General features: G+C 72.4%; 14 protein-coding genes and 9 pseudogenes. 8 read left to right on the forward strand and 15 right to left on the reverse strand.

Features of this window, described 5'->3' with window-relative positions:
• Positions 1-14: 14 nt before the first annotated feature.
• From rdgB to murI, 3 pseudogenes are all read right to left on the reverse strand, one after another.
• Positions 15-609: pseudogene (gene rdgB / locus L2X98_RS01400) on the reverse strand (RdgB/HAM1 family non-canonical purine NTP pyrophosphatase).
• Positions 606-1,348: pseudogene (gene rph, locus L2X98_RS01405) on the reverse strand (ribonuclease PH). Before rph ends, rdgB begins: the two co-directional pseudogenes overlap by 4 nt.
• A gap of 27 nt (positions 1,349-1,375) precedes the next feature.
• Positions 1,376-2,196 (reverse strand): annotated as a pseudogene (gene murI, locus L2X98_RS01410) (glutamate racemase).
• 38 nt (positions 2,197-2,234) lie between these two features.
• On the opposite strand from murI, the pseudogene L2X98_RS01415 reads away from it, so the two are divergent.
• Positions 2,235-3,562 (forward strand): annotated as a pseudogene (locus L2X98_RS01415) (nicotinate phosphoribosyltransferase).
• 3 nt (positions 3,563-3,565) lie between these two features.
• On the opposite strand, the gene L2X98_RS01420 reads toward L2X98_RS01415, so the two are convergent.
• The 5 genes from L2X98_RS01420 to L2X98_RS19680 all read right to left on the reverse strand — a co-directional run bounded on the left by L2X98_RS01420 (position 3,566) and on the right by L2X98_RS19680 (position 6,646).
• Entirely contained in the window at positions 3,566-3,832 is a 267-nt protein-coding gene (locus L2X98_RS01420) for a DUF3039 domain-containing protein (RefSeq protein ID WP_259612098.1), read from the reverse strand.
• Positions 3,833-3,909: 77 nt separating this feature from the next.
• Entirely contained in the window at positions 3,910-4,269 is a 360-nt protein-coding gene (locus tag L2X98_RS01425) for a hypothetical protein (RefSeq protein ID WP_259612099.1), read from the reverse strand.
• Positions 4,154-5,359 (reverse strand): hypothetical protein, encoded by a 1,206-nt coding sequence (locus tag L2X98_RS01430; RefSeq protein ID WP_259612100.1) that lies wholly within the window; start codon positions 5,357-5,359, stop codon positions 4,154-4,156. Before L2X98_RS01430 ends, L2X98_RS01425 begins: the two co-directional genes overlap by 116 nt.
• A gap of 97 nt (positions 5,360-5,456) precedes the next feature.
• Positions 5,457-5,912: an ATP-binding cassette domain-containing protein gene (locus L2X98_RS19675; protein WP_354002868.1), complete on the reverse strand. Its 456-nt coding sequence runs from the start codon at positions 5,910-5,912 to the stop codon at positions 5,457-5,459.
• The gene (locus L2X98_RS19680) at positions 5,798-6,646 is read right to left on the reverse strand and encodes an ATP-binding cassette domain-containing protein (RefSeq protein WP_354002869.1); all 849 of its coding nucleotides are present in this window, start codon (positions 6,644-6,646) and stop codon (positions 5,798-5,800) included. The genes L2X98_RS19675 and L2X98_RS19680 overlap by 115 nt, the downstream gene beginning before the upstream one ends.
• A 466-nt stretch (positions 6,647-7,112) precedes the next feature.
• On the opposite strand from L2X98_RS19680, the pseudogene L2X98_RS01440 reads away from it, so the two are divergent.
• The 6 genes and pseudogenes from L2X98_RS01440 to L2X98_RS01465 all read left to right on the forward strand — a co-directional run bounded on the left by L2X98_RS01440 (position 7,113) and on the right by L2X98_RS01465 (position 11,969).
• Positions 7,113-7,802: pseudogene (locus L2X98_RS01440) on the forward strand (phosphocholine cytidylyltransferase family protein).
• A 75-nt stretch (positions 7,803-7,877) separates the two neighbouring features.
• A complete protein-coding gene (locus tag L2X98_RS01445) occupies positions 7,878-8,804 on the forward strand; it encodes a hypothetical protein (RefSeq protein ID WP_259612101.1) in 927 nt (308 codons plus the stop codon).
• 109 nt (positions 8,805-8,913) lie between these two features.
• The gene (locus L2X98_RS01450; protein ID WP_259612102.1) at positions 8,914-9,210 is read left to right on the forward strand and encodes a hypothetical protein; all 297 of its coding nucleotides are present in this window, start codon (positions 8,914-8,916) and stop codon (positions 9,208-9,210) included.
• 39 nt (positions 9,211-9,249) lie between these two features.
• Positions 9,250-9,492, forward strand: coding sequence for a hypothetical protein (locus L2X98_RS01455; RefSeq protein WP_259612103.1), 243 nt, complete (start codon positions 9,250-9,252; stop codon positions 9,490-9,492).
• Positions 9,493-9,617: 125 nt separating this feature from the next.
• Complete coding sequence (locus tag L2X98_RS01460) at positions 9,618-10,850, forward strand: DUF4192 family protein (protein WP_259612104.1); 1,233 nt, start codon at positions 9,618-9,620, stop codon at positions 10,848-10,850.
• A gap of 93 nt (positions 10,851-10,943) precedes the next feature.
• On the forward strand, positions 10,944-11,969 hold the full coding sequence (locus tag L2X98_RS01465; RefSeq protein ID WP_259613144.1) for a glycosyltransferase family 2 protein: 1,026 nt from the start codon (positions 10,944-10,946) through the stop codon (positions 11,967-11,969).
• A gap of 12 nt (positions 11,970-11,981) precedes the next feature.
• Here L2X98_RS01465 and L2X98_RS19685 read toward each other — a convergent pair whose 3' ends face one another.
• The 6 genes and pseudogenes from L2X98_RS19685 to L2X98_RS01485 form a co-directional block, all read right to left on the reverse strand.
• Positions 11,982-12,194 (reverse strand): CDP-glycerol glycerophosphotransferase family protein, encoded by a 213-nt coding sequence (locus L2X98_RS19685; RefSeq protein WP_354002870.1) that lies wholly within the window; start codon positions 12,192-12,194, stop codon positions 11,982-11,984.
• A 61-nt stretch (positions 12,195-12,255) separates the two neighbouring features.
• A pseudogene (locus tag L2X98_RS19690) lies at positions 12,256-12,309 on the reverse strand (CDP-glycerol glycerophosphotransferase family protein); the annotation flags it as partial.
• Between the two features lie 139 nt (positions 12,310-12,448).
• A pseudogene (locus L2X98_RS19695) lies at positions 12,449-13,231 on the reverse strand (CDP-glycerol glycerophosphotransferase family protein); the annotation flags it as partial.
• A gap of 207 nt (positions 13,232-13,438) precedes the next feature.
• A complete protein-coding gene (locus tag L2X98_RS01475) occupies positions 13,439-14,245 on the reverse strand; it encodes a CDP-glycerol glycerophosphotransferase family protein (RefSeq protein ID WP_259612105.1) in 807 nt (268 codons plus the stop codon).
• Positions 14,130-14,681: a CDP-glycerol glycerophosphotransferase family protein gene (locus L2X98_RS01480; protein WP_259612106.1), complete on the reverse strand. Its 552-nt coding sequence runs from the start codon at positions 14,679-14,681 to the stop codon at positions 14,130-14,132. The genes L2X98_RS01475 and L2X98_RS01480 overlap by 116 nt, the downstream gene beginning before the upstream one ends.
• A gap of 102 nt (positions 14,682-14,783) precedes the next feature.
• Positions 14,784-16,238 (reverse strand): S1C family serine protease, encoded by a 1,455-nt coding sequence (locus L2X98_RS01485; protein ID WP_259612107.1) that lies wholly within the window; start codon positions 16,236-16,238, stop codon positions 14,784-14,786.
• 65 nt (positions 16,239-16,303) lie between these two features.
• Here L2X98_RS01485 and L2X98_RS01490 point away from each other — a divergent pair.
• A pseudogene (locus L2X98_RS01490) lies at positions 16,304-17,537 on the forward strand (aminotransferase class I/II-fold pyridoxal phosphate-dependent enzyme).
• A gap of 6 nt (positions 17,538-17,543) precedes the next feature.
• On the opposite strand, the pseudogene L2X98_RS01495 reads toward L2X98_RS01490, so the two are convergent.
• A pseudogene (locus L2X98_RS01495) lies at positions 17,544-18,363 on the reverse strand (carbon-nitrogen hydrolase family protein).
• Positions 18,364-18,444 lie beyond the last annotated feature (81 nt).

The following is an 18,444-nucleotide window of genomic DNA, read 5'->3' on the forward strand; positions in this document are numbered from 1 at the left end:
CGCCGCGCCGCGGGCTACAGGAGCTCGCAAGGCGGGCCGAGGGCCCGGAACGCGCGGGCGCGGTGCGAGGCGGCCGCCTTCTCGTCATCCGTCCATTCCCCGACCGTGCGCTCGACCGTCGTCGGCTGCTCGTCCGGGATGAAGATCGGGTCGTAGCCGAATCCGCCGTCGCCGCGTGCGGCCGTCGCGATCCGGCCGGGCCAGATGCCCTCCACCACGTGCTCCGCACCCGGGCAGCACGAGCGCGATCACCGAGGTGAAGTGCGCCGCGCGGTGCGGGTCGGCGATGTCCGAGATCTGGTCGAGGAGCAGCTCGAGGTTGGCCACGGCGTCCTTCTGGTGTCCGGCCCAGTACGCCGAGAAGATCCCGGGGGCGCCGCCGAGCACGTCCACGCACACCCCGGAGTCGTCGGCGAACGAGGGCAGCCCGGTGTGCGTGGCCGCGGCCCGCGCCTTGATCAGCGCGTTCTGCGCGAACGTGACGCCGTCCTCGACCGGTTCGGGACCGTCATAACCGAGCAGCTCGAAGTCGGGGCGGGATACCGCGACGATCTGCGCGAACTCGGTGACCTTGTGCGGGTTGTGCGTGGCCAGGACCGCGCGGCTCACGCCCGCTCCCCCAGCACGCCGGCTTGGACCTCGCGCAGCTGCGCGCAAGCCGTCCACGCCCAGCTCGAGCAGCCGGTCCAGCTCGCTCTTGTCGAACGGCGCGCCCTCGGCGGTGCCCTGCACCTCTACGAACAGCCCGCGCCCGGTGACCACGACGTTCATGTCGGTCTCGGCGCGCACGTCCTCGACGTACGCCAGATCGAGCATCGCCTCGCCGTCGATGATGCCGACCGACACGGCCGCGACGGAGTCGAACAGAACCGTCGCCTTCTGGCCGATGAACTTCTTCTCACGGCCCCACGCGATCGCGTCGGCGAGGGCGACATAGGCGCCGGTGATCGCCGCGGTGCGGGTGCCGCCGTCGGCCTGCAGCACGTCGCAGTCGATCACGATGGTGTTCTCGCCGAGCGCCTTGGTGTCCACCACTGCGCGCAGCGCGCGCCCGACCAGCCGGGAGATCTCGTGCGTGCGACCGCCGATCCGCCCCTTCACCGATTCGCGGTCGTTGCGGGTGTTCGTCGCTCGGGGCAGCATCGCGTATTCGGCGGTGACCCAGCCCTTCCCCTTGCCGGTGAGCCATCGCGGCACGCCGTTGGTGAACGACGCCGTGCACAGCACCTTGGTGTTCCCGAAGCTCACCAGCGCCGAGCCCTCGGCCTGCGCGCTCCAGCCCCGTTCGATCGTCACCGGGCGCAAGCTGGTCCACAGCGCGGCCATCCGCGCGAGCGTTGTCGGTCATGTGGGTCCTCTCGAGGGGTGGATGCCGCTACCGCGGCAGGTCGATGACGCCGGTCTGCACCAGCTTCACGCTTGCGCACCTCGCGGCCCATGAGTCGGTGGGCCAGACGCAGGAACTCCTGGGCGGAATCGCCGGTGGCCTCGTAGTCGTGCCGGGTGACGGCATCCGGACCGGCCAGCAGATCACGCGAGACGAGCTGGCGGTACACGTCCTTCGCGGTCTCGGTGTCGCTGGAGACCAGCGACACCTCGGCGCCCATCACATAGCTGATCGCGCCCTCCAGGAACGGGTAGTGCGTGCAGCCGAGCACGAGCGTGTCGACCCCGGCGTGCCGCAGCGGCGCCAGGTACTCCTCGGCCACGGCCAGCACCTCGGCGCTGTCGGTGACGCCCGCCTCGACGAACTCCACGAAGCGGGGGCACGCCTGGGCGAACACGGCCAGGTCCTCGTTGACGCCGAGCATGTCCTGGTAGACGCCCGAGCCGATGGTTCCGGCGGTGCCGATCACCCCGATCCGGCGGTTGCGGGTGGTCGAGATGGCGGTGCGCACGGCCGGGCCGATGACCTCGACGACCGGCACGTCGTATCGCTCGCGCGCATCGCGCAGGCATGGCCGCGGATGCCGTGTTGCAGGCGATCACCAGCATCTTCACGCCCTCGTCCACGAGCGTGTCGAGCACCTCGAGCGCGTAGCGGCGCACCTCGGCGATGGGCTTGGGCCCATAGGGCGAATGCGCAGTGTCGCCGAGGTAGCGGATGGATTCGCGCGGGCAAGGCGCCGAGACCGCGCGGGCCACGGTCATCCCGCCGACACCGGAGTCGAAGATCCCGATCGGCGCGTCATTCACAGTCATCCAGCCTACCGGTGCCCGCTAGGCTGACCGGCATGAGCGCGCGCGCCACGGCCCTTTTCACCGATCGGTACGAGCTGACCATGCTCGATGCGGCGCTGCGGGACGGCACCGCCGCGCGCCACTGCGTGTTCGAGCTGTTCAGCCGACGGCTGGCCGGCGGACGCCGGTTCGGCGTGGTCGCCGGAACGGGCCGGCTCCTCCAGCTCATCCGCGATTTCCGCTTCGGCGAGGACGAGCTGCGGTATCTGCGGGACGAGAGGGTCGTGGATGCCGCGACCGTCGCGTATCTCGAGGGCTACCGCTTCACCGGCTCGATCACCGGCTACCGCGAGGGCGAGCTGTACTTCCCCGGCTCGCCGGTGCTCACCATCGAGGGCTCGTTCGCCGAGGCGGTGGTGCTGGAGACGATCGCCCTCAGCGTGCTGAACTACGACTCGGCGGTGGCCACGGCCGCGGCGCGGATGTCGATCGCCGCCGGTGACCGTCCGCTGGCCGAGATGGGCTCCCGCCGCACCGGCGAGCATTCCGCCGTCGCCGCCGCACGGGCCGCCTACATCGCGGGGTTCGACGCGACCAGCAACCTCGAGGCCGGTCGGGTCTGGGGCATCCCGACCATGGGCACCGCCGCCCACTCGTTCACGCTGCTGCACGACAGCGAGGAGAACGCCTTCCGCTCCCAGGTCGGAGCGCTCGGGGTGGGCACCACGCTGCTGGTGGACACCTACGACATCCGCGCCGGGGTGCAGACGGCGGTGCGGGTTGCCGGCACCGGTCTGGGCGGGGTGCGCATCGACTCGGGCGACCTGCCGATCGTCGCCGCCGAGGTGCGGGCCCAGCTGGACGAGCTCGGCGCCACCGGCACCCGGATCACGGTGACCAGCGACCTCGACGAGTACGCCATCTCGACACTGGCCGCCGCGCCGGTCGACTCCTACGGGGTGGGCACCTCGCTGGTGACCGGCTCGGGGACGCCCACCGCCGGCATGGTGTACAAGCTGGTCGCCCGTCAGGCCGCGGACGGGTCGTGGGTCGCGGTCGCGAAGGCGTCCACGGACAAGGCCTCCAAGGGCGGGCGCAAGGCGGCCTACCGGCGGCTGGATGCCGGCACCGCCGTGGAGGAGCTGGTCCGGGTCGCGGACGGCTTCGAGGAGCTGGGCGAGGCGGAGGACCAGCCCGACGCCCGCGCCCTGCAGACGACCCTGGCCGATCACGGCGACCTGGACGCGGCCGCCGAGGGGCAGCCGGTGTCGAGGCGGCACGCGCGCATCACGCACGCGTGCGCGAGGAGCTGCCGATCCGCGCGCTCGCGCTCAGCCGCGCCGACCCGGCGATCCCGACCGTCTTCGTCGACGTCGCGTGAGCGTCAGCTCATCAGCGACTCGTAGATCTCCTTGCAGGTCGGGCACACCGGGAACTTCTCCGGGTCGCGACCCGGCGTCCACTTCTTCCCGCACAGGGCCCGGACCGGCTTGCCGGTGATCGCCGACTCGAGGATCTTCTCTTTCTTCACATAGTGCGAGAAGCGCTCGTGGTCGCCCGGCTCGACGTTCTCCTCGTTCAGGAGCTGCTCCAGCTCGCGATCGAGGGTCGTCACGCCCCCGGCATCGGGGTGATCGATCGGGGTGCTCATGGTGGCCCAGTCTAATCGCGTGCCGGCGGCGCGGCGCGGCCGACGCGGATCTGCGCGGCGGACCATGCCGGCACGGCTCAGCCGGCCTCGGCCGCCTCGAGCAGGCGCGAGCCCCGGCGCGAGTACGCCACCGCACCGGCGACCAGGCCCAGCAGCAGCACGGCGACGCCGGCGCCGATGCCCGACCAGAAGGCGTACTCGGCGTCCTGCGGGTCTCCGCCCGAGACGGCCCGCCATCCCCACCACACGGCCGGGGCCGAGACCACCAGCGCCCCCGCCAGCACCACCCCCTGCGCGATCGCCCCGCTCGCGGTGGACCGCTCAGGCTGGCGGAACGGGCTGTCGCCGGGCCGGGTGACCGGGTACGGGGCGACGGCCGAGGCGACGCTGGACAGTCCGAGGCCGCCGAGGAACAGGCTGGTGCAGACGCCGATCATGACCGGGAGCGTCGACCACCGCTCGTGCAGCGCGATGGCGACCGGTGCGGTCACCGCCAGCAGCGGCACGCCGATCACCAGGACCGGGACCAGGCGTCCCCACCGATCCGCCAGACCCCGCACGCCCGAGGCGATGTGCGAGCCACACGGCGGTCGAGTCGTACGCCAGGTCGTTGTGCGGCAGCCAGCCGAGGAACAGCGCCATGATCGGCACCGGGAGCAGGACGGCCATGCCCAGCGGCACGCCGACGATCAGCAGCGGGACCATCGAGAGCACGCCGGCGACGGGGATGATGAGGATGTTGACCAGGTACCGCCGGTCGCTGAGCCAGTACAGCAGGCTCCGCGCCGCGATCGCCCCGCTCGGCGTGCCGGGGGTGACCGCGAACCAGCCGAGGCCGCCGTGTCCGCGCGCCACGGCGGGGCGCTCCACGACGTGCAGCACCCGGTGGACCAACGCCGCCCAGCCGGCGGCCAGGCACAGCACCGTCGCGAGGGCGACCACGAGGCTCAGCACCGCCCCGCGGGGGTCGTCCGCCCACCGCGCGGGAACGGCCCAGGCCGCCCCGATCGGCGTGTCGCCGAGGATGTCTGCGGCCTGCACGAGCTGGACGGGGATGTGTCCGCCCCATTGCAGTGAGGCCAGGAACACGCCCACCGGGACCACGACGACCAGCAGCGCGAGCACGAACAGGCCGGTCAGCTCGCGCGAACGCCGTTCCCGCAGGAACAGCGCCGCCAGGGCCATGCAGACCCGTGCCAGCAGACTGCAGATGAGGATGCTGAGGATGACGCTGATCGTCCCGACCGGCCAGGGCACCCCCTGGCCCTGCCAGAGCAGGACGATGCAGACGCCCAGCGCGGTCACCGCCGCGATCGGCACGCTCACGAGCCCGGCCAGTCCGAGCACCGCGGCCAGCGGGCCGGCCGACATCCCGAGCACCGTGAAGCGGCGCGGGTCCAGCGGATCCGTCGCCCCGCCGATCAGCGGCGCCGCGGCGAACCCGAGCGTGAGCGCGCTGCCGGCCAGCACCGTGACGACCGTCGCGGCCTGCGTCGACGAGTCGCGCAGCGACAGCAGCCCCAGCATCCGACCGCCGTCACGGCTCCCAGCAGCAGGAGGCCGAGCACGATGCGGACGGTCCGGCGGGCGTCGGTGCGCAGCGGACCGACCAGCATCGCCAGCCTCAGTCCGAGAACGTGTGCAGCCACTCCAGGCCCTCCACGTCGCTGACGCCCCCGGCCAGCTGCACGAACCGCTGCTCCAGGGTGAGCTCGCCGCGCACCTCGTCCACCGGGCCTTCGGCCAGCACCTGCCCGCCGACGATCACGGCCACTCGCGAGCAGACGCGTTCCACCATGTCCATCCCGTGGCTGGAGAGGATGACGGTTCCGCCGTGCTCGACGTAGGCCCCGAGGATGTCCAGGATCACCGTGGACGAGACCGGGTCGACGGCCTCGAACGGCTCGTCCAGCACGAGCAGACGCGGGGAGTGGATCATGGCGCCGGCGAGCATGACCTTCTTGGTCATGCCGGCCGAGTAGTCCGAGACCGGCCGGGCCAGGGCATCGGCCAGGTCGAATGCCCGGGCGAGGTCCGCCGTGCGCGTGTGCACCACCGACGGGTCGAGTCCGCGCAGCACGCCGCAGTCGTCGAGGCAGCTGCCGGCCGGTGAGCCGGTCGAACGTGCGCAAGCCGGTCCGGGAGCACGCCGATCAGCCGCTTCACGTCCCGCGGGTGGTCGCGGGCGTCGATGCCGTTCACGCGGATCCTGCCGGCGTCCGGCCGCAGCAGGCCGGCGATCATCGAGAGCGTCGTCGTCTTGCCGGCTCCGTTCGGCCCGACCAGCCCGTAGAACGAGCCCGCCGGGACGGTCAGGTCGATGCCGCCGACCGCGAGCGTCTCGCCGAAGCGCTTGGTCAGGCCGCGGACATCCAGCGCCGTGGGAAGGATGGATGTCTCGGCCTGCGGCCGTGCGTCGACCGGCGCCTCGACAGTCGGTTCCTCGACGACGACCGGTGCGTCATCCGCCTCCTCCTGCACCGACGCCGGGACCGAGGGGGCCTCGGCGGTCAGTTCTTCGACGGCGGCCGCAAGGCTGGCCATCGGCGTGGTCGCGGTGACCTCGGGCTCCGCCGCCTCGGGCTCTGCCACCCCGGGCTCGGTGACCTCGGGCTCCGCCGCCTCGGGCTCGACCGCCTCGGGCTCCGCCGCCTCGGACTCGGCCGGCCGCTCGGCCGCGGCGTCGGGCGCAAGCGGGCAGCGGGGGCTTGGGCGGAATGACCAGATCCGGCCTCGACGGGCGCGGCTTCGGCGACGGCTTCCGGTGGGCGCCGGAGCCGGACTTCTTCCCGCTCGAGGGCCGCGACTTCGCACCGGGCGTCGACTTCCCGCCGGCCGTGGTCCTGGCTCCCGGCGTCGACTTCGCCGCGCCGCCCGCCTTCGCCCCGGCCTTCGCGGCCGCCGCAGCGGGGGTCTTCGGCGGCTTCGGGCGCGGCGGGTCGGAATCCTCGACGCGCTGCAAGCCGGACGGCGGCATCACTCGCCTTCACCCGCGGCTTCGCCGGGGAGGGACCTCGACTCGGGCGCACGGGCTCCTGACCCGACTCGTCGTCGGGCCGGGGATCCTGCGGCAGGGGCAGAGAGGCGGTCACCGGTCAAAGGTATCAAGCGGCACCTGGACGTTGGATGCTGAGAACACGCCGTGTCCTTCGTCACGAAAACACAACGTCCGCCGTGAATCCCGGGGTCGTTCATGTGCGTTCGCTACGATGTGAAGAGCACGAAGGGGTGCCGTACCGGCATCGGCCGGAATCCCAGACACGCACTTCAGGAGCTGATCTTGACTCTTCAGACCGTCATCCTCGCGGCCGGCATGGGCTCGCGGCTCGGCCGCAGTCTTCCCAAATCGCTCACCGTCCTCGGCGACGGCCGCTCCATCATGGGCAGCAGCACGACAACATCCGCGCCGTCTTCGGGCGGGAAGCCCGCATCACCACGGTGGTCGGCTACCGCGCCGAGACGATCGTCGAGGCGTTCCCGGACGCCGACTACGTGTACAACGACCGCTACGACCAGACCAACACCTCCAAGAGTCTGCTGCGCGCGCTCGCGGCGACCGGCCGCCACGGCGTGCTGTGGATGAACGGCGACGTCGTCTTCGACCCCCGCATCCTCGGCCGCGCGGTCTCGCTGATCGAGCGGGACGAGTCTTTCGTGACGGTGAACACCTCGCGGGTCAGCGACGAAGAGGTGAAGTACACGGTCACCGCCGAGGGCTTCATCAAGGAGCTGTCCAAGACCGTCAAGGGCGGGATCGGCGAAGCGGTGGGGATCAACTACATCTCCAGCCGCGACAAGAAGGCGTTCCTGCGGCAGCTGCACCGCGTCGACGACCAGGACTACTTCGAGCGCGGACTCGAGCTGGCGATCATCGAGGACGGGCTGCTCCAAGCCCCTGGACATCTCCGACCTGTACGCGGTCGAGGTTGACTTCGCCGAGGACCTCGAGCGGGCCAACCTCTACGTCTGATCTCCGGGTCTGATCCAGGCTGCCGGTGATGGCCAAGAAGGTTCACCGCATCGATTCGCTCCCGGACGGTGCACCGTGGTCGGGCGGTCTGCCGCCGGAGGGCTCACCGCAGCATCCCGCACGATCCGTGCGCTGGACCGCGTGCTGGCGATCCAGCGTCCTGCGGTGCTCGCGCACCTGCGCAGCATCCGGCTGCGGCATCCGGATGCCTCACCCGCCGACATCGTCCGCATGCTCGAGCGCCGCTATCTCGCGACCGTCGCCACCGGGGGCGCCGCGGTCGGGGCGACCGCGGTCGTTCCGGGCGTGACCACGGGGCTGACCCTCGCCCTCAGCGGCGCCGAGACGGTGGCCTTCGTCGAGGCGACGGCCCTGTTCGCCCAGTCGCTGTCCGAGGTGCACGGCATCCGCGTCGAGGACCCCGACCGCGCGCGGGCGCTCGTGCTGACGCTCATGCTGGGCACCGAGGGGGTCGATCTGGTCTCTCAGCTCGCCCGGCAGGCGACCGGCCGCGGCCCCGACCGCGGCGCGTACTGGGGGGACCTGATCACGAAATCCCTGCCGCGGGCCGCGGTCGGGCCGCTCGTGGATCGGCTGAAGACCACGTTCATCCATCGGTTCGCCGTCGCCGGCGGAGCATCGTGGGTCGGCAAGGCTCTGCCGTTCGGCGTCGGCGCCGCCGTGGGCGGCATCGGCAACGGCATCCTCGGTCGGCGCGTGATGATCGGCTCGCGTCGTGCGTTCGGCGTCCCGCCGGCCGTGCCTGCCGGCCGAGCTCGAACCGCGGCCCGGCGCCACGCGGGTGGAGCACGCCGTGGGGCGGGGCTGCGGCGTGCGGGCACCGCCGTGGCCGGGGCGACCGGGAGCGTCGTCGGCGCGACCACCACCGCCGGCAAACGGGTGAGTCGGGCGGTCATCCGTCGACCGCCGAGCGGGACGGACGGACCGGGTGCCGAGGTCGCCGACGACGACGACGACCAGTCCGCGGGTTCCATCCCCTGACGGCCGGATCGCCGGGGACGGCTTGCGCCCTTCCTCCCCAGCGGCCCGCCCGCCATCGTCGTCCACAGTTCCGGCCCGAGCGTCCGTGCCGGCACCTATCGTCGGCGGCATGCTGCATCTCATCGATCATCCGGCCCTCGCCTCCCGTCCGGTCCCCTGGATGGTGGACCGGCTGTACGACACCCACCCGGTGGTGACCAACGTCAGCGCGGAGCCGCTGGATTTCGTGCGTGTGCTGATCACCGGCGGCCGCTGTGCGCCCGGGATGACCCACTGGGGGCAGATGCTGCCCGGTGAGTCAGCCGAGTTGTGCCTGTGCGAGCACGATCTGGACCGGACACTCGTCACCCTCACCTGGTTCCAGGCGGGCGGGGGCGACGAACTCTTCTGGCATTTCCGGGCGTGACCGACCCGGTGGGACGCCGGGGCGCGGCACAATGGCGTCATGGGACTTTTCGCTCCGCGCCCCCAGGAGCCGTTCGACTGGGCGGGTCTGCCGTCCGAGCCGCTGCGGCCGCGCTCTGAATCCGAGCAGCTCGACGATCTGCCCGTCGACCCGTTCGCCATCTCCCCCGGTGTCGCCGGCAGCTCGATCACCATCGCGCTCGGCACCGAGACCGGTCAGGACGGCCCGTCGGACGAACCCGCGGCGGATGCCGACGCCGACGCGGACGACGCGGAGAACTGACACCCCGGCGAACCGGCACAGCGAACCGGCACCGGTTCCTCCCCAGGGGCCGGTAGGGCGGTCGTTGTCCACAGATTCGGCGGACACCCGGCGGTGCCGGGCCGCAGCGCTCCACGATGGTCTGCATGACCGACGCACCGAAGATCCTCAGCTCGACCACCGGCGCCGACTTCCTCGCGACCCTGCCCACACTGACCGGGTTCACGGTGAACGACAGCATCCTCATCGTGCCGTTCCACGGCAAGCGCACCATGGGCGTGATGCGGGTCGACCTGCCGCCCGACGAGGACCGACGGCGGCACGACAAGATCTCGGCGCTGGCGCTGGCGGCGCTCAGTCGGCTCTCCGGGTGCGACGGTGTCGTGTTCGCGGTGTACGCCGACCAGACGTTCCCGGTCGCCTTCGCGCGGTGGGAGGGCCTGATCTCGGCGCTGGAGCGGCGGTGCGAGGATGCGGGCTTCACGGTGAAGGACGCGTTCTGCGTTGCGGCCGACGGCTGGGCGAGCTGGTACGAGCAGGATCCCGCGTTCGACGGCCATCCGCCTGCTGAGATCGACCGCAGCCCGCTCGCCGAGCAGGCCGCCCGGGTACGCGGGGGCCGCGAGCTGCCCGCGCAGGGGCAGGCTGCCCAGCTTCCGCCCGCCGACCCGTGGCTGGCCGAAGCGCTGCCGGAGGCCGTCGACGACCTCGAGTTCGGCGGCCGGGAGCGGGACGCCTTCGGCGGATACCGGCCGGCGGCCCCGCTGGATGCGATCGCGCTGATCGAGCGGGTGCTCGCCCGTGAGCCGGAGGACGTCCCGCTCCCGGACCTGGCCCGACTGGCGGTGCTCAGCGTCACCGCCGACCGTCGCGACGAGATGACGGTCCAGATCGCGTTCGGACGCAAGGCCGGCCGCCGGCTCCGCGCCGACAGCGACCGGCTCCACGCCCTGATGCGGCGCACAGGGAAGTCGATGGACGAACTCGTCGCCGCCGAGATGCCCCACGCCCGCGGAACCGCGCTCGGGGACCTCGGCGGACTGTTCACCGGGGAGAGCAGGCGCGAACCGAGAGTGAAGCGGGTGCGCCGGGCGATCGTCCTCCTGGGACGGATCGCCGTGCACCTGACACCGGATCAGCGGCCCGACCTCCTGTGCATGCTCTCCTGGCTGCACTGGGCGCTCGGATCGGCCTCGGCCGCGGCCCACCACGCCGAGTCCGCGTTGCGGGTCGCGCCCGACCACCGGATGGCGCGGACGCTGCTCGCGATGTTCTCCTCCGGCCGGCTGCCGGAGTGGGTATACGCCCATCACGGGGTGCCCACGCCCGCCACCGACGCGTTCGCGGACGAGCTGGCCGAGGCCATGGCGCGGCCGTGACCGGGGACGTGGCATGATCGATTGGTGCAGGAGGACGCGGCAGAACATCGGGACGCCCCGGTTCCGGCTGCCGGCTCCGGCGTCTCGTTCATCATGCCGGTGCTGAACGAGGTCGACTACCTGGAGCGGGCGGTGCGCACCGTCCTGGCCCAGCAGATCGACGGCCCCAGCGAGATCGTCCTCGCCCTCGGTCCCTCCACCGACGGGACCGACGACGTCGCACGTGCGCTCGCGGCCGATGACGAGCGGATCGTGCTCGTCGGCAACCCCGGCGCCGACATCCCGAAGGGGCTGAACCTCGCCATCCGGGCGAGCCGACACCCGACCATCGTGCGGGTCGACGCGCATTCCGAGCTCTCGACCGGGTATGCGCACCGCGCTCTGGAGACCCTCGCCCGCACGCGCGCGGCGAACGTGGGCGGGGTGATGCGCGCCGACGGGCGCACCCCGTTCCAGCGGGCCGTCGCCCGGGCATACAACTCCCCCATCGGCCTCGGCGGCGCCGCCTACCACGGCGGCACCCACGCCGGCGAGGCGGAATCGGCCTACCTCGGGGTGATGCGCCGCGCCGTGCTGGACGAGGTCGGGCTCTTCGACGAGTCGATCCGGCGCGGCGAGGACTGGGAGCTGAACCTGCGGATCCGCCGCGCCGGATACCGCGTCTGGTTCGACCCGACGTTGGCGGTCACCTACTGGCCGCGGGAGAGCTGGCTGCGGCTCGCGCGTCAGTTCCGCGCGACCGGCGCCTGGCGCGGCGAGCTCGTGCGGCGATACGGCCGTCGCAACGCGGTGCGGTTCTTCGCGCCGCCGGCGCTCGTGGTCGTGATCGCCCTCGCCGTGCTCACCGGTGTGCTGCAGGCCACCGGCATCCTCTCGGCGTGGGTCGGGCTGGCGGCATCCGTCGTCTACCTTCCGGTCATCGCATACGCCGTCCTGCTCGTCGCGGTCGCCGCCGGATCCGGAGGCGGACGCGGATGGCGCGACAAGCTGTGGACGCTGGCGGTCCTGCCCACCATGCACCTGTCCTGGGGGACGGGATTCCTGGCCGGGCTGCTGGCCGGAGCCCATGGGACGGTGGACACGTCCCGGCTCGGCTCGCGCAACACTCCCCTGCCCTGAACCGGGCGGCGATCAGCGGGTGATGTAGCCCCGGTCGAGGATGCGTGCGACGACACGCTCGGCGGCGTGCCCGTCATCGCGCGCGTTGAACCGCGCCCGCCACTGCGCGTACCGTTCCGCGTAGCGCGAGGGGTCGTGCGCGGTGATCGCGTCCGCCAGCTCCTGCTGGGTGCGCACGAGCGGCCCCGGGGCGTGCGCGGCGAGGTCGAAGTAGAAGCCGCGCAAGCCGTCCCCGGTAGTGCGCGATGTCGGGCACATGGAAGAAGATCGGGCGGCCGGTCACGGAGAAGTCGAACATCACCGAGGAATAGTCGGTGATCAGCGCGTCGGCGGCCAGCATCAGCTTGCGCGGTGTCGCCGAACGAGGTCACGTCGATCACACGGGTGCCGCCGGCGTCGGTGCCCGGGATCAGCGTCCGCGAATGCCCGCGCACCAGGACCACGGCTCCCGTCTCCCGCGCCAGCGCCTCCAGGTCCAGGAAGTCGACGATGTGCGTGCGGTCGTCGCGCCACGTCGGCGCATACAGCAGGACCTTCTCTGTCGCCCCGATGCCGAGCATCGCACGCACCGCAGCGCCGTCACCGCCCACGAGCACATCGTTGCGCGGATAGCCCTCGGCCCACACCGGACGCCGGCCGAACGCGTACGCCGCGCGCAGGATCCGGCCCGCGTACGGGTTCTGCGCGAGCAGCACGTCCCAGCGACGCGCCTCGCGCACCACCGCCAGTGCGCGACGCAGGTCGAACCCCCGGCGGTGCAGCGCGAGACGCTTCAACGGCGTGCCGTGCCAGGTCTGCAGCACCCGCTGGCCGCGGCGACGCTCGAATCGCCGCCGGAGCCAGTCGTTGACCACGAGCAGCCGGGCCGATCCGCGCGCGCGCCACCACTGCGGGCTGCCCTCCACGATGGGGATCGCGCCGTCCGGCACCGGCACCGACAGGTCCGCCACGCTCCAGTACCGCGTCACCGTCGGTGCGCGCCGGGCGAGTTCGCGATCGATCGCGAGCGGGTTGTCTGCGACGTTGCGGCCGTAGAAGCTCTCGAAGAAGACGGCGTTCTCCAGCCGGTCGCTCGGCCGGTTCGCGTAGCGGCGCTCCAGGGCGGCCTGCCCCTCCCACGACCCGTACGCCGGGTCCAGCGGCGGCGTGATCCGGACGACCTCGCCGTCCAGCCGCGCGTGCAGTCCGCCCAGCGCCGTCTCGGCGACCGGTCCGGGGGGCGCGACGGCACCGATGGAGGGATCGGATGCCTCGATCTGCAGCGTGTAGTCCCCGGACGGGAAGGGGCAGCACCGGACCGCCCCAGCGTGACGCTTCGAGGGGCACGACCGCCTTCCAGGTGCGCCCCCGTCCGGTGAGCCGGCCGTCCACGCCGGCGCGGGGGCCGCTCAGCCCCACCCGCGCGGGACGCGCACCGCTGCCGGTCAGGATCAGCACAGGGGCGGGCTGCGCTTCGAACCGCGCCTCGGTCATCGTCGTCCTTCCGATCGCACCGGGCGTCGTCCGCGCGCTGCGGCGGCCAGCCGGGCGTGGACGGCCCGGTGCACACGGGCGGCACTCCCGCCGTCGGTGAAGGCGTGCACCCGAGAGCTGAGCGCCGCCGACCGGGCGGTCCGCTCCGCGCGCTCGTCCGCGTCGCCCAGGACCGCGTCCACCGCGGCGATGGCCTGTTCCCAGGTCGACGCCCAGTCATCCCCGGCCACGTCCGAGTAGGTGCCGTACATCCCCCTCCTGGCCGTATATGCGGCCAGGTCCGGGGCGAGGAAGACCACCGGCAGCGGAACGAGTGACGCGTCGAACGCGAGGGACGAGTAGTCGGTGATCAGCGCGTCCATCGCGGGAAGCAGCGGGGTGATGTCGCTGACCAGATCGCTGCCGACGGCGCGCACCCGCTCGACGTCGCCCGGCGGCCGGTAGCGCCCGGCACCCAGCGGGTGCGAGCGGATCAGCAGGACGGCATCCCGTTCGATCAGCATCCGCTCCAGCAGTCGCCACTGGGACGGCGCGGGGATCGCCGGGTCCTCGGCGCCGTCGCGCCAGGTGGGTGCGTACAGCACGAGCCGCGCCGCGCCGATCGGCCCCGCCGCCGCCTCGACCGCCGCTGTCGCGCGCGCGCGGCGCCGACCCGGGGTGCCGGCGCTGAGCACGTCCACGCGCGGCTCACCGGTCACCGGCACGCACTCGTCCGGCAGCGAGAACGCCGATTCGAGGCGCCCGCGGACCAGGTGGGATGCCGCCGGGATCAGGCCGATCCGCCGGGTGGTCCGGCGGTACATGACGCCCACCAGGCGACGCAGCAAGCCGTGCTCCCGGCATCCGCTCCAGCGCCGCCGGCACACGCACCGTCTCGGGCGAGTCGATGCCGATGCGCTTGAGCGGGATGCCGTGCCACAGCTGCACGATGAACGCCCCGCCGATCGCATACCGGTTGACGTCGCCGAACCCGTGCGTGACCACGACGACGCGTGCGCGGGCGGTGCGCCAGAACCCGCGCAGGGAGTGCTTGGGCAGTGTGGGGATGCCGTGGGCCGCGGCATCCCGCTGCTCCCGCGTGGACCCGACCAGCCATACGGTCCGATCGCCGTGGGCGACCGTCTGCTGCCACACCGCCAGTGCGCCGTCGCCGATGCCGGCGCCGCACCCGAACACCCAGTCGCCCGCCGAGCGCGGGATCAGGAGGGTGGCCAGTCGCCCCGCCGCGTACAGCGGCAAGCCGGAGGAGCTTGGCCGCGTTGCCCGCACCGAACGAGAAGGACGCCACCCCGCGAGCCTATCGCGGGGTGGCGTCCGTTCCTGATCGGTGCGTCCCTGACGCTACTTCAGCGAACCGAGCGTGACGTCGGCGGTCGCGGTGCGCCCGTCGCGGACGTAGGTGACCGTCGCCTTGCTGCCGGCGGCCGCCGCCCGCACCTGTGCGGTGAGGTCGACGGCGCTGCCCACGGGCACCTCGTTGAACGCGGTGACGACATCGCCGGCACGCAGGCCCGCCTTCTCGGCGCCGCCCCCGGAGGTGACGTCGACGATGTACGCACCGGTGATGGTGGCGCCCTGGACGGCGGAGGCGTCACGGACGCTCGCGCCGAGCAGGCCGTGGCTGGCGCTGCCGTCCTTGATGATCTCGTCCGCGACGCGGTGCGCGATGTCGGACGGGATGGAGAAGCCGACGCCGATCGAGCCGCTCTGGCTGGACGAGGATGTCGAGCCGGTCGAGGCGATCGCCACGTTGATGCCGACGAGCTTGCCCTCGCCATCCACCAGCGCACCCCCCGAGTTGCCCGGGTTGATCGGGGCGTCGGTCTGGATCACCGCGATCTTGATCGACTCGCTCGCCTGAGACTGCTGCTGCTGGCCCTGGCCGAAGTCGAAGAAGAACGGGCTGCCGCCGTTGTCTCCCCCGTTCCCGCCATCACCCGAGCCGCCCTTCGGCGCGGCGGAGGAGGCGATCTCGATCGACCGGTTCAGCGCACTCACGATGCCCGTGGTCACGGTGTTGGACAGGCCGAGCGGGGCGCCGATGGCCACCGTCTGGTCGCCGACGTTGAGCTTGCCCGAATCTCCCCAGGTCACCGGGGTGAGGTCGCTGGCGCCGGTCAGCTTGATCACGGCGAGGTCGTACACGGGATCGGTGCCGACGATCTTCGCCGTGTAGATGTGGCCGTCGGAGGTCGTGACCGAGATCGCCGCGTCGCCGCTCGCGCCATCGAGCGTGACCACGTGCGTGTTGGTCAGGACGTAGCCGTCCTTGCTCAGCACCACGCCCGAGCCGGTGCCGCCGTTGTTTCCGGAGCTCACGTTGATGGTCACGACGCTGGGGACGACCTTGGCGGCGATCCCGGTGGTGGCGTTCACGCTGTCCGGGTTGTTCACCGTCACCACCGAAGGGCCGGCGGTCGAGGAGGAATCGACCGGCGCCCACAGGTTGGCCCCGGCCCAGGATCCGCCCAGGCCGGCGGCGCCGCCGACCAGCGCGGCGGCGACCAGCAGGCCGGCGATCCGGCCCCCGGTGACCTTCTTCTTGTCGCCGTCGGGGCGTGCCGGTCCGGTCCGGGCCTGCGGCGCGGGGAAGCCGAACGCCTGGCCCGGGTAGGGCTGGGTGGCGCCCGTGTCGGTCGGCGCCGAGGCGGGGGCGGCCGGTGCGGCGGGTGCGGGCGGCTGCGGCGGAATCGACCCGCCTGCGGTCGGGTTGATGGGGGCGGCGCCGGGCCCGGCCGACGGCACGGCGGGGGCCGCGGGGATGTCCTCGGGACGGTTGTCCTGGTTCTCGCTCATGGAGTGCTCCTTTTGGCTGACAGTGAAAGCATGGCGACTGTTTCTGTGCGTTCCGTATGCCGAGAATGGGACGACTCTATGCGAGTAGCGTGGGAATCGTGCAAGAGCCTGTGACCGGAGCCTGGCGCCGCGTCGCCGCCGGCGCCGGCCTGCTCGGCGCCGACGGTCGCAGCGCCCCGACGATCTTCGCCGAGATGAGCGCACTGGCCGCCCGTACCGGCGCGGTGAACCTCGGCCAGGGCTTCCCCGACGAGGACGGACCTGAGATCGTGCTGGCCACGGCCCGCGAGGCGATCGCGAACGGTGCCAACCAGTATCCGCCCGGGCGCGGCATCCGCGAACTGCGCGAGGCGATCAGCGAACACCAGCACCGCTTCTACGGCCTCACCCCGGATCCGGAGCGGGACGTGCTGGTCACCGCAGGCGCCACCGAGGCGATCGCCGCCGCACTGCTGGCTCTGGTGGACGGTCCCGACGACGAGGTCCTGGTCCTGGAGCCCTATTACGACTCGTATGCCGCCTGCGTCGCCCTCGCGGGCGCTCGGCTGGCGACCGTGCCGCTGCGCTGGCCCGATTTCCAGCCGGACCTGGACGAGCTGCGGGCCGCCGTGACCGATCGCACACGGGTCATCCTGATGAACGACCCGCACAACCCGACCGGGACCGTGCTGTCCGCAGAGGTCCGCGACGAGGTCGTACGTCTGGCGGAGCGCCACGACGCCGTCATCGTCACCGACGAGGTGTACGAGCATCTTCGGTTCGACGGACCGCACGCGCCGATCGCCGCCCTGCCCGGTGCCTGGGAGCGGACCCTGTCGATCTCGTCCGGCGGAAAGACGTTCTCGACCACCGGGTGGAAGATCGGCTGGATCACCGGACCGGCCGCGCTCGTGGATGCGGTGCTGGCGGTCAAGCAGTTCCTCACCTACGTCAACGGCAGCCCGTTCCAGCCGGCGATCGCGGCCGGGCTCGGCTGCCGATGCGTTCTTCACCGGCATCGCCGACGACCTCCAGCACAAGCGCGATCTGCTCGGCGAGGGCTCGCGCGCGGCCGGGTTCACGGTGTCCGTGCCGGCCGGCTCGTACTTCACGGTCGCGGACGCGGCGCCGCTGGGCGCGACGGATGCCGGCATGTTCTGCCGCTCGCTGCCGGAACGGGCCGGCGTCGTGGCGATTCCGCTGACCGCTTTCGTCACGGCGGCGCACCGCGCGCAGTATGCGACGCTCGTCCGGTTCGCCGCGTGCAAGCGCGTGGAGGTCATCGAGGCGGCCGTCGCCGGTCTGCACCGGCTGTCCTGACCGGCGTCAGTCCACCGGCGTCACGCGGAAGCGACGGAGCCGCAGCGACGGGTTCACGCGCCGGACGCGGTCGATCGCCGCGGACTCGAGATGGGCGACCGCGACATCCGTCGTCGTCCCGACCGCCGCCAGCGTCACCCCCTGCGGGTCCACGATCATCGAGTGGCCGACGCCCAGCGGCGGCGGGTGGTCGGCGCCGGCGACGTAGACGGTGTTCTCGATGGCGCGCGCCTGCAGGAGCGTGCGCCAATGCTGCTCCTTCAGCGGGCCGCGCACCCACTGGGCGGGCACGAGCACCGCGTGCACGCCGGCGTCGGCCAGCGTCCGGGTCATCTCCGGGAACCGGAGGTCGTAGCAGGTCTGCAGACCGAACCGCAGCCCGTCGACCTCGAACGTCTCGGGATCGCCCATCGGACCCGGCTGGACGAAGTCCGATTCGCGCTGCCCGAACGCGTCGTACAGGTGGAGCTTGCGATACCGGGCCACGACCCCGTCCGCCCCCACCGCGACGACGGTGTTGTGCACCCGACCGGCGTCGGCGGCGCGTTCCAGGAGCCCGGCGACCAGATGCACGCCGTGCCTGCTGAGCGAGGGTGGCCAGGGCGGCGGTGAACGGGCCGTCCACGTCCTGCGCGAGGTCGGCGATGGTCTCGTCGAATGGATCGATGAACGCGCTCGAGTACTCCGGGAAGACCACGACGCCCGCCCCGCGGCCCACGGCCACCGCGGTCAGCCGGCTGATCTCGGCGAGGTTGCCGACGCCGTCCGCCGTGGGGGCGAACTGCGCCACGGCCAGGGCGAGGGCGGCATCCGGGGATTCGGGCATGTCTCCATCCTCACCGGCTGTGCGCCGGTCGGCAACCCGCCCGTGCCCGGGCCTACGCTGAGGGGCAGGATCTGGCCGCGG

The organism is Microbacterium elymi, from assembly GCF_021582895.2.
Taxonomy (GTDB): Bacteria; Actinomycetota; Actinomycetes; order Actinomycetales; family Microbacteriaceae; genus Microbacterium; species Microbacterium humicola.

Excerpts from the sequence above, each read along its gene's own strand:
- L2X98_RS01420 (WP_259612098.1), bottom strand. The coding sequence starts at position 3,832 with ATGAGCACCCCGATCGATCACCCCGATGCCGGGGGCGTGACGACCCTC.
- L2X98_RS01425 (WP_259612099.1), bottom strand. The coding sequence starts at position 4,269 with ATGATCGGCGTCTGCACCAGCCTGTTCCTCGGCGGCCTCGGACTGTCC.
- L2X98_RS01430 (WP_259612100.1), bottom strand. The coding sequence starts at position 5,359 with ATGCTGGGGCTGCTGTCGCTGCGCGACTCGTCGACGCAGGCCGCGACG.
- L2X98_RS01450 (WP_259612102.1), top strand. The coding sequence starts at position 8,914 with ATGCTGCATCTCATCGATCATCCGGCCCTCGCCTCCCGTCCGGTCCCC.
- L2X98_RS01455 (WP_259612103.1), top strand. The coding sequence starts at position 9,250 with ATGGGACTTTTCGCTCCGCGCCCCCAGGAGCCGTTCGACTGGGCGGGT.
- L2X98_RS01460 (WP_259612104.1), top strand. The coding sequence starts at position 9,618 with ATGACCGACGCACCGAAGATCCTCAGCTCGACCACCGGCGCCGACTTC.
- L2X98_RS01465 (WP_259613144.1), top strand. The coding sequence starts at position 10,944 with ATGCCGGTGCTGAACGAGGTCGACTACCTGGAGCGGGCGGTGCGCACC.
- L2X98_RS01475 (WP_259612105.1), bottom strand. The coding sequence starts at position 14,245 with ATGTACCGCCGGACCACCCGGCGGATCGGCCTGATCCCGGCGGCATCC.
- L2X98_RS01485 (WP_259612107.1), bottom strand. The coding sequence starts at position 16,238 with ATGAGCGAGAACCAGGACAACCGTCCCGAGGACATCCCCGCGGCCCCC.